14 protein-coding genes and 1 pseudogene are annotated in these 15495 nt (G+C 65.4%); 14 read left to right on the top strand and 1 reads right to left on the bottom strand.

Annotation, left to right across the window (positions count from 1 at the left end; all coding sequences use genetic code 11):
- Nucleotides 1-94: 94 nt before the first annotated feature.
- The 14 genes from QM672_RS02175 to QM672_RS02110 all read left to right on the top strand — a co-directional run bounded on the left by QM672_RS02175 (nucleotide 95) and on the right by QM672_RS02110 (nucleotide 15033).
- Nucleotides 95-1162 (top strand): LacI family DNA-binding transcriptional regulator, encoded by a 1068-nt coding sequence (locus tag QM672_RS02175; RefSeq protein ID WP_367626745.1) that lies wholly within the window; start codon nucleotides 95-97, stop codon nucleotides 1160-1162.
- A 36-nt stretch (nucleotides 1163-1198) separates the two neighbouring features.
- Nucleotides 1199-1951, top strand: a complete 753-nt coding sequence (locus tag QM672_RS02170) for a transporter substrate-binding domain-containing protein (protein ID WP_367626744.1) — start codon at nucleotides 1199-1201, stop codon at nucleotides 1949-1951.
- A 333-nt stretch (nucleotides 1952-2284) separates the two neighbouring features.
- The gene (locus QM672_RS02165) at nucleotides 2285-3940 is read left to right on the top strand and encodes an amino acid ABC transporter permease (protein WP_415080492.1); all 1656 of its coding nucleotides are present in this window, start codon (nucleotides 2285-2287) and stop codon (nucleotides 3938-3940) included.
- A complete protein-coding gene (locus tag QM672_RS02160; protein WP_415080491.1) occupies nucleotides 3921-5339 on the top strand; it encodes a GH1 family beta-glucosidase in 1419 nt (472 codons plus the stop codon). The genes QM672_RS02165 and QM672_RS02160 overlap by 20 nt, the downstream gene beginning before the upstream one ends.
- 211 nt (nucleotides 5340-5550) lie before the next feature.
- Nucleotides 5551-6267 carry an SDR family oxidoreductase gene (locus tag QM672_RS02155; RefSeq protein WP_415080490.1) on the top strand — a complete coding sequence of 239 codons (717 nt, stop codon included), beginning with the start codon at nucleotides 5551-5553 and terminating at the stop codon, nucleotides 6265-6267.
- Between the two features lie 154 nt (nucleotides 6268-6421).
- Nucleotides 6422-7897 (top strand): PLP-dependent aminotransferase family protein, encoded by a 1476-nt coding sequence (locus QM672_RS02150; protein WP_415080489.1) that lies wholly within the window; start codon nucleotides 6422-6424, stop codon nucleotides 7895-7897.
- Between the two features lie 217 nt (nucleotides 7898-8114).
- Nucleotides 8115-8885: an ABC transporter ATP-binding protein gene (locus QM672_RS02145; protein WP_367626739.1), complete on the top strand. Its 771-nt coding sequence runs from the start codon at nucleotides 8115-8117 to the stop codon at nucleotides 8883-8885.
- A gap of 40 nt (nucleotides 8886-8925) precedes the next feature.
- Complete coding sequence (locus tag QM672_RS02140; RefSeq protein WP_311944605.1) at nucleotides 8926-9723, top strand: transporter substrate-binding domain-containing protein; 798 nt, start codon at nucleotides 8926-8928, stop codon at nucleotides 9721-9723.
- Between the two features lie 216 nt (nucleotides 9724-9939).
- A complete protein-coding gene (locus QM672_RS02135; protein ID WP_415080488.1) occupies nucleotides 9940-10638 on the top strand; it encodes an ABC transporter permease in 699 nt (232 codons plus the stop codon).
- On the top strand, nucleotides 10635-11366 hold the full coding sequence (locus QM672_RS02130; RefSeq protein WP_415080487.1) for an ABC transporter permease: 732 nt from the start codon (nucleotides 10635-10637) through the stop codon (nucleotides 11364-11366). The genes QM672_RS02135 and QM672_RS02130 overlap by 4 nt, the downstream gene beginning before the upstream one ends.
- Nucleotides 11353-12162: an inositol monophosphatase family protein gene (locus tag QM672_RS02125; RefSeq protein ID WP_415080486.1), complete on the top strand. Its 810-nt coding sequence runs from the start codon at nucleotides 11353-11355 to the stop codon at nucleotides 12160-12162. The genes QM672_RS02130 and QM672_RS02125 overlap by 14 nt, the downstream gene beginning before the upstream one ends.
- Before the next feature lie 19 nt (nucleotides 12163-12181).
- A complete protein-coding gene (locus QM672_RS02120) occupies nucleotides 12182-13447 on the top strand; it encodes a cysteine desulfurase-like protein (RefSeq protein WP_415080485.1) in 1266 nt (421 codons plus the stop codon).
- A gap of 15 nt (nucleotides 13448-13462) precedes the next feature.
- On the top strand, nucleotides 13463-14572 hold the full coding sequence (locus tag QM672_RS02115) for an aminotransferase class I/II-fold pyridoxal phosphate-dependent enzyme (protein WP_367626735.1): 1110 nt from the start codon (nucleotides 13463-13465) through the stop codon (nucleotides 14570-14572).
- A 14-nt stretch (nucleotides 14573-14586) separates the two neighbouring features.
- Nucleotides 14587-15033, top strand: coding sequence for an NUDIX hydrolase (locus QM672_RS02110; protein WP_311944595.1), 447 nt, complete (start codon nucleotides 14587-14589; stop codon nucleotides 15031-15033).
- Nucleotides 15034-15166: 133 nt separating this feature from the next.
- Here the strand turns inward: QM672_RS02110 and glmM are convergent.
- Nucleotides 15167-15495 (bottom strand): annotated as a pseudogene (glmM, locus tag QM672_RS02105) (phosphoglucosamine mutase); the annotation flags it as partial.

Here is a 15495-nt window from a genome sequence, read left to right as displayed (position 1 = left end):
TGTACACCTTTAAATAAAAACGTTTTTATTTTTATTGAAAACGTTTTTATTGGCTGATATCAAAATCTAACAATCGTCAAATCTGGAGGGGAGGATGGCCGAAAAATCATCGCAACCGCCGCGCCCCGCGCCGCCCACCATCAAGACGCTGGCTGACAGGACGGGCTATTCGATCGCCACCATCTCGAAGGCGCTGCGCGGCCATGCCGTGGTCGCGCCCGAGACGCGCGATGCCATTTTCAGGGCTGCGCAAGAGATCGGCTACCAGGCCAATACGCGTGGCATGGCGCTGCGCACCGGCAAGACCTATCAGGCCGCCGTACTGATGCCGGTGACGGCCGCCCCCGACTATGAGTGGGACGGCGTCGAATATACCCAGATCCTCAGCGGCATCAGCCAGGCCCTCGAAGGCAGTGATTACAGCCTCTCCGTCCATGTCATCCGCGATGCCGCCGATGGCTGCGAGGTCGCCCGCCGCATCGTCGAGCAGGGCCTCGCCGATGGCCTGATCTTCTCGGGGATTCTCGCCGACGACCCGCGCATCGACCTCCTGGTCGCCCGTGACTTTCCCTTCGTCTCGCTCGGGCGCTGCCGGAAGACGCTCGACTATGCCTATGTCGACATCGACAATGAATGGGCCTCTCACGCCGCCACGGCGAGGCTGATCGCCGGTGGACACCGGCGCATCGCCCTGGTCAATCCTCAAGCCCGCCTGTCCTACGCCATGGACAGGATCGACGGCTTCACACGTGCCTTCGCCGAGGCGAGCCTGCCTGCTTCCGCGGATCTGATCGTCGAGGGCGATCTTTCGACGGCGTTCGGCCGCAAGGCTGCGATCGAATTGCTCGGGCGCGCCGACCCGCCGACCGCCTTCGTCTGTGTCAACGAATCGACCACGCTCGGCGTGCTCTCGGGCCTGGCCGGGCTCGGGCGCCGGGTCGGCACCGACATCGACGTCATCGCCTATGACGACATCAATGTCAGCGCCTATTTCACGCCGCCCGTGACCACCTTCTACCAGCCCATCGAGATCTGCGGACGGCTGCTCGGCCAATATCTGCTGGAGCGCATGGCCGGCGCCGCACCTCTCGCCTTGAAGCAGACTTTCAGGCCCGAGCTGGTGGTCCGCCAGCCGGACGATCGCGGCGGCCGCGGGAGCTGACCCACAAAACCAACAAAACCAATGGAGGAGGAAACCATGAAAAAACTGAACGCGATCGCGGCTGCCCTGCTGTTGTCGGCCTTCGCCGGCGGGGCGCAGGCGGCCGACCTCGGCGGCAAGCTCCTGAAGGTCGGCTCCGACACCACCTCGCCGCCGATGGAGAGCGTCGATCCCGCCACCAACCAGATCGTCGGCTTCGATGTCGACGTGGTCAATGCGATCTGCGCCAAGATCAACTGCAAGGCCGAATTCGTGACCACCGGCTGGGACGGCATCTTCGCCGCCCTCGACCAGGGCAGCTTCGACCTGGTCGCCTCGGGCGTGTCGATCACCGACGAACGCAAGAAGGCGATGGATTTCTCCGATCCCTATATCGTCAACAGCCAGGCGATCCTGGTGCGCGTGGCCGACCAGGACATCTCGCTCGACGGCTTCAAGGGCAAGGCCAAGAAGCTCTCGGCCCAGGCCAACACCACCGATGCCCAGGTCGCCGAGAAGATCGTCGGCAAGGACAATGTCGTGGCCTATGACAGCTTCAGCGCCTCGGTCATCGCCCTCAAGAACAAGGATGTCGACGGCGTCGTCATCAACGGCGCCAACGCGCCGGCCTATGACCGCGAATTCGCCGGCGATCTCGTCGTCGGCATCAAGGGCCTGGAATCCGACCCGCTCGGCCTCGTCTTCCGCAAGGGCGACGACAATGTCGCGGCCTTCAACGAGGGGCTCAGCCAGATCAAGGCCGACGGCACGCTCGACAAGCTGATCGCCAAATATTGGGGCGCCAAGTAGGGACGCTACCGCTCTGACGATAGGGTTCTCTTGGGAGCGCGGACCTTCTACCGGTTGCACTGGGATAAGGAAAAAGGGCGCGACATCGGCCGTCCCTTCGCCCGTTCTTACGGGGAGAAGGTAAGGATGAGGGGCAGTGTGACCTCACAAACACTTGCGCAGCCCCTCACCTCTATCCTCTCCCCGTAAGAACGGGGCGAGGGGGCACAAGCGTCACGCTTCCACGATGGGCCTGTCATCTCGCCCAATCCTGTTCCCAACGCCCATAGGCACCCTCGTCCGCGCTCCCAAAGAATCATCGAAACCACGATCGCCCCGGTGGGTGAGGACCGAATGGATACTCTCAGACGCATACGCCCCAGCAATCTGATCATTCTGACGGCCCTGCCCTTCATCATCTATCTGTTCTCGACCTCGCGCGACTATCAGCGCTCGTTGCGGGCGATCCTCGGCGTCGAGAACGGTTCGTCCGCCTTCGTGCCGGGCTTCGCAGCCCTGGCCATCGCCTTCACCATGGGCCTTGCCGTGCTGTTCTTCTCACGGGCCCATGCCTACCGGCCGCGGCTCGCCCTCACCGCCGCTGGCCTCAATCTCACGGCCGCGCTGGCGATCGCAGTGGGCGGCTTCAGCCATCCCTATCTCGCCTCGGTCCTGGCCAACGCCGTCGATCCCTTCACCTCGGCCCTGGTGGTGAAGGGCGTGACGCCCCGGCAGCTTACCCCGGACGCCGATTTGATGCTGGGCCATGTCGAAGCCTGGCTCCTGCCGGCCTATCTCGGCCTGACGCTGCTCGGCCTCGGCCTGTTCCTCGCGGGCGGGCGGCCGAGCGAGGAGCGCGAAACACCATTGCGGCGCGCCGGGCGCTGGATCCTCGGCCTCGTCAACGGCGTCGGCGCCGTCGGCCTGTTCTTCTTCGCCCATGTCGCCTTCGCGGCCGGCGTCGCCACCACCATCCGTGCCGCCGTCGCCGCCTATCTCCTCGCCGCCCTGCTCGGCCTCGTCTGGGTCGGCCTGCTGCAATTGCGCTACAGCGAGCGGGCCAGCCTGATCTTCGTCGCCCTCACTCTGGCGCTTGCCGTGGCCGCGGGTTGGTTCCTGATGCAGCCGCGCGACAGCTATGTCCTGGCCGGCACACTCGAAGGCAAGGTGGCGGTCGTCGGCAATACGCCGTCCAGCCTGATCGCCTCGGTGCGCGAGGGTGACTTCCCCGGCGGGCCGAACGCCCCGGTGCCGGTGCGCAGCTTCGCCGGCGCCCCCGAGGCCCTGGCCGCCATCGCCAGGAAACAGGACGTGTCGGCAGCGCTCATCCCGGCCGCAGCTTTACCCGCCGGCCTGCCGGTGCTCTGGCAGACCGAGCTCCTGAACGACCGTGACCGTTCGGCCGGCATCACCTTCGCGGTACTCGCCATCATCCTCGGCCTGCTCACCTTCGGCGGCCATCTCAATTTCCGCCACCCGCTCGCCATCGGCTCGGAGTTCATCGTCGACACCATCCGCGGCATCCCGATGCTGGTGATCGTGCTCTATATCGGCCTGCCGCTCAGCGGCGCGCTCAAGGATGCCACCCAGGGCGCGCTCGACCCGCCCAATCTGCTGCGCGGCATCGTCGCCATGGCCTTCGCCTATTCGGCCTATCTGGCGGAAATCTTCCGCTCCGGCATCAACGCCATCCCGATGGGCCAGATCGAGGCGGCCCGCAGCATCGGCCTGTCGCGCTGGAAGACGGCGCGGCTGGTGGTGCTGCCGCAGGCCTTCCGCATCATCATTCCCCCGCTCGGCAACGAGCTGATCGCCATCCTCAAGGACACCTCGCTGCTCTCCATCCTGTCGATCCGCGACATCACCCAGCGCATGCGCGAGTTCCAGTCGGCGAGCTTCCTGCCCTTCGCGCCCTACAACTCCGCCGCCATCTTCTACATCGTCCTGACCCTCGCCGCGGCGAGCCTGGTCAACACCATCGAGAGAAAATATGACATCAAGCATCGCTGAGAGCCGCAAGGCTCTCGAAGCCCGTGCCCGCGGCCTCGTCTTCCCCAAGGGCTTCGTCTTCGGCGCCGCCACGGCCGCCTACCAGATCGAGGGCGCCCACGACCTCGACGGCAAGAGTGAGAGCATCTGGGACCGTTTCTGCCGCAAGCCCGGCGTGATCACCGACGCCAGCAGCGGCGAGGTCGCCTGCGACCACTATCATCTGTGGCGCGAGGACATCGCGGTGATGAAGCGGCTTGGCCTCGACGCCTATCGCTTCTCCATCGCCTGGACGCGCGTCCTGCCCGAGGGCACGGGCACGCCGAACGCCAAGGGGATCGCCTTTTACGACCGGCTGATCGACGGTCTGCTGGAAGCCGGGATCGAGCCCTACCTCACCCTCTATCACTGGGACCTGCCGCAAATGCTGCAGGATCGCGGCGGCTGGTACAACCGCGAGACCGCCGAGCATTTCGCCACCTACGCCTCGATGATCGCCCGCGCCTTCGGCGACCGCGTCAAGCAATGGACCACGCTGAACGAGCCCTGGACCTTCTGCTGGTCGGGCCACGCCACCGGCGAGGACGCGCCGGGCCTTCATGACGGCACCAAGGGCGGCGTGACCGCCAGCCATCACGCTTTGCTCGGCCATGGCCTTGCCGTGCCGGCGGTGCGTGCCGAAGTGCCCGACGCCTCCGTCGGCATCGTCTTCGACCTCAACGTGGTCGAGCCGGCCAGCCCCGACCCGCGCGATGTCGCGGCCGCCCGGCGTTTCGACGGCGCCCAGAATCGCTGGTTCCTCGACGCCGTGTTCAAGGGCATCTACCCCGAGGACATGCTGGCGCTCTACGGCCCGCTTCTGCCGGACATCCGCCCCGGCGACAATGCCATCATCGCCGCCCCGGTCGACTATCTCGGCGTCAACATTTACCGCCGCTCGGTGATCGCGGAGGGCGGCGAGCTCGCGCCGCTCAACTACAGGCGCGTGCGGCCCGAGGGCGTCTATTCCGCCGTCGACTACGAGATCTGGCCGCGCTGCATCTACGACGTCCTCCATTACGTCCACGCCAACTACCAGCCCAGGCGCATCCTGATTTCCGAGAACGGCGTGGCGACGGCACCCGAGACCGTGACCGCCGACGGCCGCGTCTGGGACGACCAGCGGGCGCTCTACTACGTCGACCACCTCGAACAGGTGGCCAAGGCCGCCGCCGATGGCGTGCCGGTCGAGGGCTATTTCGCCTGGACGCTGATGGACAATTTCGAATGGGCCTATGGCTACACCACCCCCTTCGGCATCACCCATGTCGATCTCGCAACCCAGGAGCGGCGGATCAAATATTCGGGTGAGGTCTACGCGCAGATCGCCAATGAGGCACGAAGCGCTGCGAAGCCGGTGTGGAATACTGCCCGTGCTTAAGAATGGTCGGATTCGTGCGTCTCGACTTCGCCGAATGAGGCGCGACCAGCCTTCTCCCCTTGCGGGAGAAGGTGGCCCGAAGGGACGGATGAGGGGTGATGCACAATATCTGCCGGGCAATCGCCGACACCCCTCATCCGACCTCGCTACGCTCGGCCACCTTCTCCCGCAAGGGGAGAAGGCTGGTCGCGCTCTTTCCTGAAATCGCTCGATGCGAAACGCAAACGACACACCAGAACGAGCATCGACACCCGGCACGCTACTGATCACCGGCGCCTCGCGAGGCCTGGGCCTGGCCCTGGCTCGGCACTATGCCGGGGCGGGCTGGCGGGTGATCGCCTGCATCCGCGCCGACACGCTGCCCCCCAATGAAGACAGGCTCGAATGGCGCCGTGTCGATGTCGCCTGCCCGGCCTCGATCGCCGAACTCGCTACCGGCCTTGCCGGCATACCGCTCGACGTGGTGATCAACAATGCCGCCATCCGCGGCGATACCGGCGGCCTTGCCACGCTCGATCCCGATGACTTCCTCGAGGTGATGCGCGTCAATGCCCTCGCACCCCTGCTTGTCGCGCAGGCACTGCTGCCCAATCTGCGCATCGGGCACGGCAAGATCATCGCCAATATTTCGAGCCGCGCCGGTTCGATCGCCGAAGGCATGATCGGCGACGACGATGGGGACTATGCCTATCGCTGCTCCAAGGCGGCGCTCAACATGGCAACCGCCAAGCTCGCGCTCGACCTCAGGAGCGACCGGATCACCGCGCTGGCGCTCCATCCCGGCTGGGTGCGGACCGATATGGGCGGCACAGGGGCCGAAGTCCCGGTGTCGAACAGCGCTGCGGCCCTGCACGACCTGATCGCTCGGGCCGCCTTGGCCGACAGCGGCAGTTTCCGCGCTTTCGATGGAAAAAGCATCGCCTGGTAGGACGGCGAGCCGTCTTTCATCGGATGAACCACGTCGCCGGGACGTGTGTAATCACTTGCATAGCGGAGCAGAACGGCCTGATATCGACGGCAGTCCACCGCCACCTTTATGAAACAATGCAACCTGGCCGGACGATCATCTCGCTGGGATGCCGATGGAAGTCTTTAACTATCCTGCCTGGAACCTGATCGCCTTAGAGCGTGGCTCCGCCATCCCCCTCTATCAGCAGCTCTTCGCCCAATTGCGCGGCCTGATCGCCGATGGACGGATCCCGCGCGGCGCGCGGCTGCCGCCGAGCCGCATGCTGTCGGATGAACTCGCCATCTCCCGCAACACAGTAGTGCTCGCCTATGAGAAGCTGGCGACGGAAGGCTATCTGCAGAAGCGGCTCGGCGCGGGCACTTTCGTGGAGCAGGTCTTTCCGGAGGATCACCTGCCACGTCCGCCCGTCGCGATGCCGGGGGGCGACGAGCGGCCTGCTCGTCCCTCCATCCATGCCGAGGCCCTGCTCGCCCTCGACGTGCCGCCCGAGCGCATCGAGCGGTTCGGCCTCAGCCCGGGCATTCCCGCTCTCAACGAATTTCCCTACGAGGTTTTCGCCCGCCTTGCCGGGCAGCACTGGCGTGCCCATGCCGCCTCCCACACCGGCTACGATTATGCCCGGGCCACCCTGCCGCTTAGCCGTCAGATCGCCGCCTATCTGGAGGAGACACGCGGCATCGTCTGCCGCCCCGAGCAGGTCATCATCTTCTCCAGCACGGTGCAGGCAGCCGCCATGACCGCCCACGTGCTGCTGAACCAGGGCGATCGCGTGCTGCTGGAGGATCCCGGCCATGTCACCCAACTGGCGACCCTCACGGCCTGCGGCCTGCGGGTCGAGCCCGTTCCCGTCGACGACGACGGTTTCGACATCGCAGCCCATGACCATGCCGCGTCACCGGCACGCCTTGCCATCGTCTCGGCTGTCGAACAATTCCCCTTCGGCTGCACCATGTCCGCCGCTCGCCGCCAGGCCCTGCTCGACTGGGCGGCGGCCGAAGACGGTTGGGTCCTGGAGGATGACTTCAACAGCGAGATCCGCTGGTCGGGCGCACCCGTCCCGCCGCTCCATGCCGGCAATTCCGGCCGCGTGGTCTATACCAGCTCCTTCAACCGGGTGCTGGCACCCGGCCTGAGGCTTGCCTATCTGGTTGCCCCTCAGGAGCTGATCGAGGCCTTCAAGCTGGCCCAGCGCATCTTCTCCTTCTATGCGCCGTTGCCGGATCAGGCTCTCGTCGCCGAATTCATGCGTTCGGGCCATCTGGCCTCGCATCTGCGGCGCATGCGGGCGATCTATCGCGAAAGAGCGGGGACGCTCGCGGACGGCCTGCGCAGCTATCTCGGCGGCGACTTCCTCGTTCCGGACGTCAAGGCGGGGCTCCATCTCACCATCCGGTCGCCCCGGCCCTTTGACGATCGCGCCGTCTCGAAGCGACTGCTCGATCACGAAATGGATTGCCCGCCCCTCTCGCGCTATTGCCGCAGCACGCTGAAGCGGCATGGCTTCGTGCTCGGCTTCGGCAACAATCCGGTCAAGCGCATTCGCCGCTATGCCGAAATCCTGGCCCGCACCATCGAAGAGCTCGGCTGAGCCTGCGCCCCGCGGCGGAATTGGACTGCATCGCCACCGGAAATTGGCTCTTGGGCACGGCCGGCAAGTCGCCCACTCTCGTGCGAACACCACCGCGCTATAGCGTTTTGCGATTTGAAGGCGTCACCAAGAATCGCAAAGACGCGTCCAACCAAAGAGCCAGAGCAAACAAGCGTTCGCACTTGAACGCGTTCTGTTCTGGAGCACGGGAAATTCCATGGGGAATCAAGAACAAGTCGTGCTCAGCGCGACGGGTATTCGCAAGAGTTTCGGCACGCTGGAGGTGCTGAGCGGCGTCGATCTCACTGCCCGCACGCATGACGTCATCTCGATGATCGGTGCCTCCGGCTCGGGCAAGAGCACCTTCCTGCGCTGCATGAACCTCCTGGAAATCCCGAGCGCCGGCTCCATCGCCGTGGAGGGCGAGGAGATCACGCTCGACCGGCGCGGCGACCGCACCAAGCTGAATGCCAGGCAGATCAACCGCCTGCGCAGCCGCATGGGCATGGTGTTCCAGAACTTCAATCTCTGGAGCCAGCTCACGGTGCTGGAGAACGTCACCATCGCGCCGATCAAGGTGCTCGGCCTGTCCAAACGCGAGGCTCTGGAGCGGGGCGAGGCCTATCTCGCCAAGGTCGGCCTGTGGGAGAAGCGCTCGCATTATCCGGCCCATATCTCCGGCGGCCAGCAGCAGCGCGTCGCCATTGCGCGCGCCCTCGCCATGGAACCGCGGCTGATGCTGTTCGACGAGCCGACCTCGGCCCTCGATCCCGAACTGGTCGGCGAGGTGCTCGGCGTCATGCGCACCTTGGCCGAGGAAGGCCGTACCATGATCGTGGTCACCCATGAAATGGCCTTCGCCCGCGAGATCTCGGCCGAAGTCGTCTTCCTGCACAAGGGCGTGATCGAGGAGCGCGGCCCGCCGGCCGAGGTGTTCGGTGCGCCGAAATCCGAGCGCTGCCGCGCATTTCTGCAGCGCGTGCTCTGACGAGACATCCAGAACTTCGAGAACAATGGAGGGGAATTCCATGAAGAAGATCACCATGCTCATGGCCGCCGGCGCCCTCGCCTGCCTGGCGACCATGGCCCAGGCCCGGGAACTTCGGGTCGGCAGCGAATGCACCTACCCGCCCTTCAACTTCAAGGATGCCAGCGGCACCCTGCAGGGCTTCGACGTCGATGTCGCCCGCGAAGTCGGCAAGCGCATCGGCGCCGACATCAGCTTCGTGTGCCAGCCCTTCGATTCGCTGATCCCAGCCCTGATGGCGGGCAAGTTCGACCTGCTGGCCGCCAGCATGTCGATCACCGCCGAGCGCAAGAAGAGCATCGAGTTCAGCCTGCCCTACCGCTCCTCCACCGCCCGCTTCATCGCAGCCAAAGGCTCCAGCCTCGCCCCGCTGACGGCGGACGGCAAGGCCAACCCGGATGGGATCAAGGGCAAGGCGATCGCCATCCAGCGCTCCTCGACCTATGAGAAATACATGCGCGACAAGTTCCCCGACGCGGACATCGTGCTCTACGACACCGTCGACAACATGTTGCTGGATCTCACCTCCAAGCGCGTCGACCTGGTGTTTGCCGGGCCGATCAAGCTCGCCCAGGACTTCCTCGATAAGCCGCGCGGCAAGGACTACGCCTTCGTCGGCCCCGAGATCAACGACGTGGAGTTCTTCGGGCCCGGCGTCGGCATCGGCCTGAGGAAGGACGATGCCAAGCTGCGCGACGAGGTCGACGGCGCCCTGAAGGCAATGTTCGCCGACGGGGCCTTCAAGGCCATCAACGACAAATACTGGTCGTTCAGCGTGCTGCCGGCGGCGACCCAGTAAGGCTGCGCTGGCAGGCATATGTTCCGTCATCCCCGGCATGGCCGTAGGCCATGGGAAAGGGGATCCAGGGGCTGAAGGGCTCGACCAACGACCCCTGGATCCCCTTCCCGCCACCTCCGGTGGCGCCGGGGATGACGGGACACGAGCCACAAGCAAACGCCTCGCCGTCAGCTGCGCTGGCTTCTCTTCCAACCCCGCCGTCGGAGCGTGTTGGCCATGGATTTCTTCTTGGGCTGGGGGACGCAGATCGCCTTCGGCTTGCTGGTGACCATCGAGGTCGCCGTGCTCTCGCTGCTGCTCGGCTTCGTCTGGGCCATGCTGGGGGCGCTGGCACAACTATCCTCCAACGCCTTCCTGCGCGGCCTCGGCCGGGGCTTTGCCGTGGTCGTGCGCGGCACGCCCGAACTCCTGATCATCCTGATCGTCTATTTCGGCGGCACCGTTGCGCTGACGGCCTTGATGAAGGCCATCCGTCCCGACGCCGCCTATGTCGAGATCCCGGCGCTGCCGGCCGGTGTCTTCGCGCTCAGCCTGGTCTTCGGCGGCTATGCCTCCGAGGTGCTGCGCGGCGCCTTCCTCGCCATCCCCAAGGGCGAGGTCGAGGCAGCCCAGGCCTTCGGCATGCCGTCCCTGACCAGCTTCATCCATATCCGCCTGCCCCTGATGTGGCGCTACGCCCTGCCGGGCCTCGGCAACAACTGGATCTCCCTGATCAAGGACACCTCGCTTATCTCGATCGTTGGCCTGGAGGAGATCATGCGCGTCAGCTCCATGGCGACCTCGGTGGCCGGGGACCCCTTCCGTTTCTACGTCATCGCCGCCTTCGCCTATCTCATCCTGACGATCGTCAACACCTCGGCGGTGGACGCCCTCGAGCGCTGGGCCGCGCGCGGCGAAAGGAAGCTCGCGCAATGAACTTCGACCTCATGCTCGAAAGCCTGCCCGCTTTGCTCAAAGGCACGGCGATCACGTTGCAGCTCCTGGCCGCTTCGCTCGCCTGCGGCATGCTCATTGCCATTCCGGTGGCAATCCTGCGCATCAACGGCAATGGCGTGGTGCGCCTGATCCTGCATTGCTACATCTATTTCTTCCGGGGCACGCCGCTGTTGGTCCAGATCTTCCTGGTCTATTACGGCCTCGCCCAGTTCGATGTGGTGCGCGACAGCGCCCTTTGGCCCTATCTGCGCCAGGCCTCGGTCTGCGCCATCCTCACCTTCAGCCTGAACACCGCAGCCTATACCGCCTATATCCTGCGCGGCGCCATCCAGGCCGTGCCGGCGGGCGAGATCGAGGCAGCCCGGGCCTGCGGTATGTCGACGGCGCTGGCCTATCGCAGCATCATCCTGCCCCATGCCTTCCGCCTGGCCTTGCCGGCCTATGGCAACGAGGTCGTCAGCATGCTGAAGTCGACCTCGCTCGCCAGCACCATCACCGTGATGGAGCTCACCGGCGTCGCCAACACCATCGTGGCACGCACCTTCGCTCCCTATGAGCTCTTTATCACCGCCGCGCTGATTTACCTCGTCATCACCTATGTCCTCACCTCGGCCCTGCGTGCCCTGGAGCATCGGCTGAGCCGGCATAGACGTCCCCTCGTCCAGACACATCCCAACCTTGCCGAAAGCTCCCATGCAGCGACCTGATCTCGAAGCCTTCACCACCTTCGCCGGCACCCTCGCCGACGCCAGCGGCGCCATCATCCGCGAGGCCCTCGCCAATCAGCGCGATTTTCTTACCAAGGACGATGCCAGCCCCGTCACCGAGATCGATCGGCGGGTCGAAACCGCGCTGCGCGCCCGGATCGCGCAGCAATACCCTCAACACGGCATTCTCGGCGAGGAATTCGAACCGGCCGATCTCGATGCCGAATGGGTCTGGGTGATCGACCCCATCGACGGCACCAAGGCCTTCATCACCGGCATCCCGACCTTCGGCACCCTGGTCGCCCTCGCTTTTCGCGGCGTGCCGGTGCTCGGCGTGATCGACAATCCCGTCACCCGTGAACGTTGGATCGGCGCCGACGGCATTCCCAGCACGCTGAACGGCAAGCCAATCCGCACGCGCGCCTGCACCGAACTGGCAAACGCGATCCTGGCCAATGGCAATCCCGAGCCCTTCGACGCGGCCGAACAGGCTGCGTTCCAGGATCTGCGCAGCCAGACACGCTGGTGCGTCTATGGCGGCGGCTGCCATGCCTATGGCCGCGTCGCCGATGGCGCGCTCGACATCAGCACCGATGGCGGGCTCGATGCCTTCGACTATTGCGCGCTGGTCCCGATCATCCGCAATGCCGGCGGCGTCATCAGCACCTGGCAGGGTGAGGAACTGACCATCCGCTCCGGCCGCCAGGCCATTGCGGCCAGCGCCACGCCGGCCTTGCACGAGCAGGTGCTCGCCTGCCTGTCCACGCGGGCTCCCGCTTTGCGCGCCAGCCGCTGACGCCAGGAAGGATTTGACCGTGACCACAAGTCCCTGGGATATCCACGCCGTTCGGGCGACCTTCCCGGCGCTTTCACTCCGCGACGACGGCAAGCCACGCATCTATCTCGACGCGCCCGGTGGCTCGCAGGTACCGCGTCGCGTCGTCGAGGCGATGACGCGCGTGCTGGTCGACAGCTGCGCCAACGAAGGCGGTCCCTTCCGCACCTCGCAGGATAGCGATCATATCCTCGCCGGAGCCTATCAGGCAGCCGCAGCCCTGCTCGGCGCGGCGGCTGACGAGATCGTATACGGGCTGAACAGCACCTCGCTGCTCTTCCATTTCTCGCGCATGATCGCGCGCGACTGGCAGGAAGGCGACGAGATCGTCCTCACTCGCATGGACCATGACGGCAATGTCGGCCCCTGGCTGATCGCCGCCGAGGAACGCGGCGTCACCGTACGCTGGCTCGATTTCGATCCGGAGACCTACGAATATCGCTATGAGGCGCTCGACCGGCTGATCGGGCCACGCACCCGGCTGGTGGCCTGCAACCATGCCAGCAACATGTTCGGCACCATCAATGACGTCGCCCGCATCGTCGCCGCCGGCAAGGCGGTGGGCGCGGTGACAATGGTGGATGCGGTGCAGTCGACCCCGCATATTCCGGTCGACGTCAAGGCGATCGGCTGCGACCTCCTCGCCTGCTCGGCCTACAAGTTCTTCGGCCCCCATGCCGGCGTGCTCTATGTCCGGGCCGACCTGCGCGACAGGTTGGTCCCCCTCAAGGTCCGTCCTGCCTCGACCGACATGCCCTGGCGTCTTGCGCCGGGCACGCCGTCCTTCGAGGCACTCGCCGGCACGCAGGCCGCTATCGAGCATATGGCCTGGCTCGGCGAGGCTTTCGGCGGCGTGGAGGCTAGCCAGCCGCTCCGCAGCCGCATCGTGGCCGGGCTGCAGGCCGCCACGGCCTATGAAGCCGGGCTGATGGACCGCTTCCTGGCCGGCATCGCCGACATCGCCGGGCTCAGGCTCTTCGGCATTGCCAGCCGCAACCGGCTCGATGCGCGCGTGCCGACCTTCAGCTTCCGCCTGGAAAGCCGGACACCGCAGGCGACCATGGAGCACCTTGCTGCCCAGAACATCTTCGGCTGGGCCGGCGATTTCTATGCGCATGAGGCGTCGGGTGCCCTCGGCCTGCGCGAGAGCGGCGGCGTCGCTCGTCTCGGCCTGTCGCACTACACCAGCATGGCCGAGGTCGATGCCACCCTCGAGGCACTCACCCGCTTCGCAGCGAAATCCTGAGCGGGAGAAACAGCGATGAAATATGCCCGCATGGTGATCGAGAAGGAGGCGCCGGAGGAGTATGGCTATGACCGTATCCGCTACAACCTCTCAGAGAGCTCGGTCCGCGACAGGAAACTCTCCGATTTCGGCCTCGATATTCCCGATCTCACGCTGTTCTACGGCGAACATCGCGGTGAGGAGCGCCTGCGCCGCCTGATCGCCTCGCAGGCCGAACGCCTCTCGCCCGACGATGTACTCGTCACCGCGGGCGCGGCCGGCGCCCTGTTCATCATCGCCACGACATTGCTGTCGCCGAGCGACCATCTCGTCGTGGTCAGGCCCAATTACGCCACCAATATCGAGACGCCCCGTGCGATCGGCTGCGCGATCACCTATGTCGATCTCGATTTCGACCAGGGCTTTGCGCTCGACCTTGCCAAGGTCGCCGAGGCGATCAAGCCGCAAACCCGCTATGTCAGCGTGACCTGTCCGCATAATCCGACCGGCACCATGCTCGGCCGGGCCGAACTCGAAGGGCTGATCGCCCTGGTCGAGCAGGCCGGCTGCAAGCTGCTGGTCGACGAAACCTATCGCGACCTCAGCCATGGCGGGATCCTGCCGGTGGCGGCCTCGCTGAGCCCGGCCGCCATCAGCGTCTCCTCGCTCTCCAAGGCCTATGGCGTGCCGGGCATCCGCGTCGGCTGGATCATCACGCGCGACGCCGAGCTGCAGGAGCGCTTCCTCGCCGCCAAGGAACAGATCGGCATCTGCGGCAGCGTGGTGGACGAATGGATCGCCGGCAGCGTGCTCGAACAACGCGGCCCTTTTCTCGAGGAACAGGCCGGATTGATCGCCGACCGCCTCGCCATCATGCGCGACTGGATCGCGGGCGACCCCAAGCTCCAATGGGTGGGGCCCAAGGGCGGCGTGGTCTGCTTTCCTCGCTTCCGCCATCAGGCTGGCTTCGACTTCGACGCCTTCTACAAGGATCTGCTGGAGAGCTTCGGCACCTATGTCGGTCCCGGGCACTGGTTCGAAATGCCACGCAACCATCTGCGCATCGGCTTTGCCTATCCGCTCGAGGACGAGCTGAAGCAGGGCCTGGCGCAGATCTCGGCCGCCATCCGCAAACACGGCGCCTGAGCGGGGGGGCGGCGATGGCGAAGCCGAGGGGCAAGAATCAAAAGGCGCTGACAAGCGGCACCCCGCTTCGGCAGGTCGCCGCCCTGCCTTTTCGCCGGCGCAAGGGCGGCGGCATCGAGGTGCTGGTGCTCACCTCGCGTCAGACCCGCCGCTTCATCATTCCCAAAGGCTGGGCCGAGGGCCCCAAGACCTGGAAATGGGCCGAGCGCGAAGCTCTGGAGGAAGCCGGCATCCTCGGCAAGATCAAGCGCAAGCCGATCGGCCAATATCGCTATTGGAAGCGCTTCAAGAGCCATTTCGGCATGGTGGAGGTCGACGTCTATCCGCTGAAGGTCGAAAACGAACTCGAAAGCTGGCCGGAGGAGACCCAGCGTTTGCGCAAATGGCTCTCACCGGAGGACGCCGCCCTGCTGATCGACGAGCCCCAACTGGTCGCGCTCATACGCAAATTCGCGCGCTGAACGGTCGAGCCAGCATCCCTGTGCCTGCGCAGCCGAGCAAACCAGCTTTGCGTTGACGCAAGGTCTAATGGCCACTCCCTGCGACCTGATTGCAATCGTGGGGGCGAATCTTCCGATCCGCCCCCCGAAAGAATCAGGCGGCGGCCTTGGTGATGGCGTCGATCACCTCGTCCACGGCAGTCTCGACATTCGCACGGTCGTCGGCCTCGGCCATGACGCGAATGACCGGTTCGGTACCGGAGGGACGGATGACCAGGCGGCCGCCATCGCCGAGCTGCTTGCGCGCGCCCTCGATCACGGCAGCGACCTTGGGATCATCAAGCACCTTGCGACGACGAATCCGCACGTTCTTGAGGATCTGCGGCAGCGGGTCGAAGCGGTGGCAGACCTCGCTGACCGGGCGATCGGCCTTCTTGAGCACCGCCAGCACCTGCAAGGCGGCGACCAGGCCGTCGCCGGTGG

Origin of the sequence: Labrys sp. (in: a-proteobacteria), assembly GCF_047605565.1 — a bacterium.
In the GTDB taxonomy this organism is placed as follows: Bacteria; Pseudomonadota; Alphaproteobacteria; order Rhizobiales; family Labraceae; genus Labrys; species Labrys neptuniae.
Note: the sequence above shows the minus strand (reverse complement) of the source record. Positions and strands in the feature narration are given on the sequence as shown.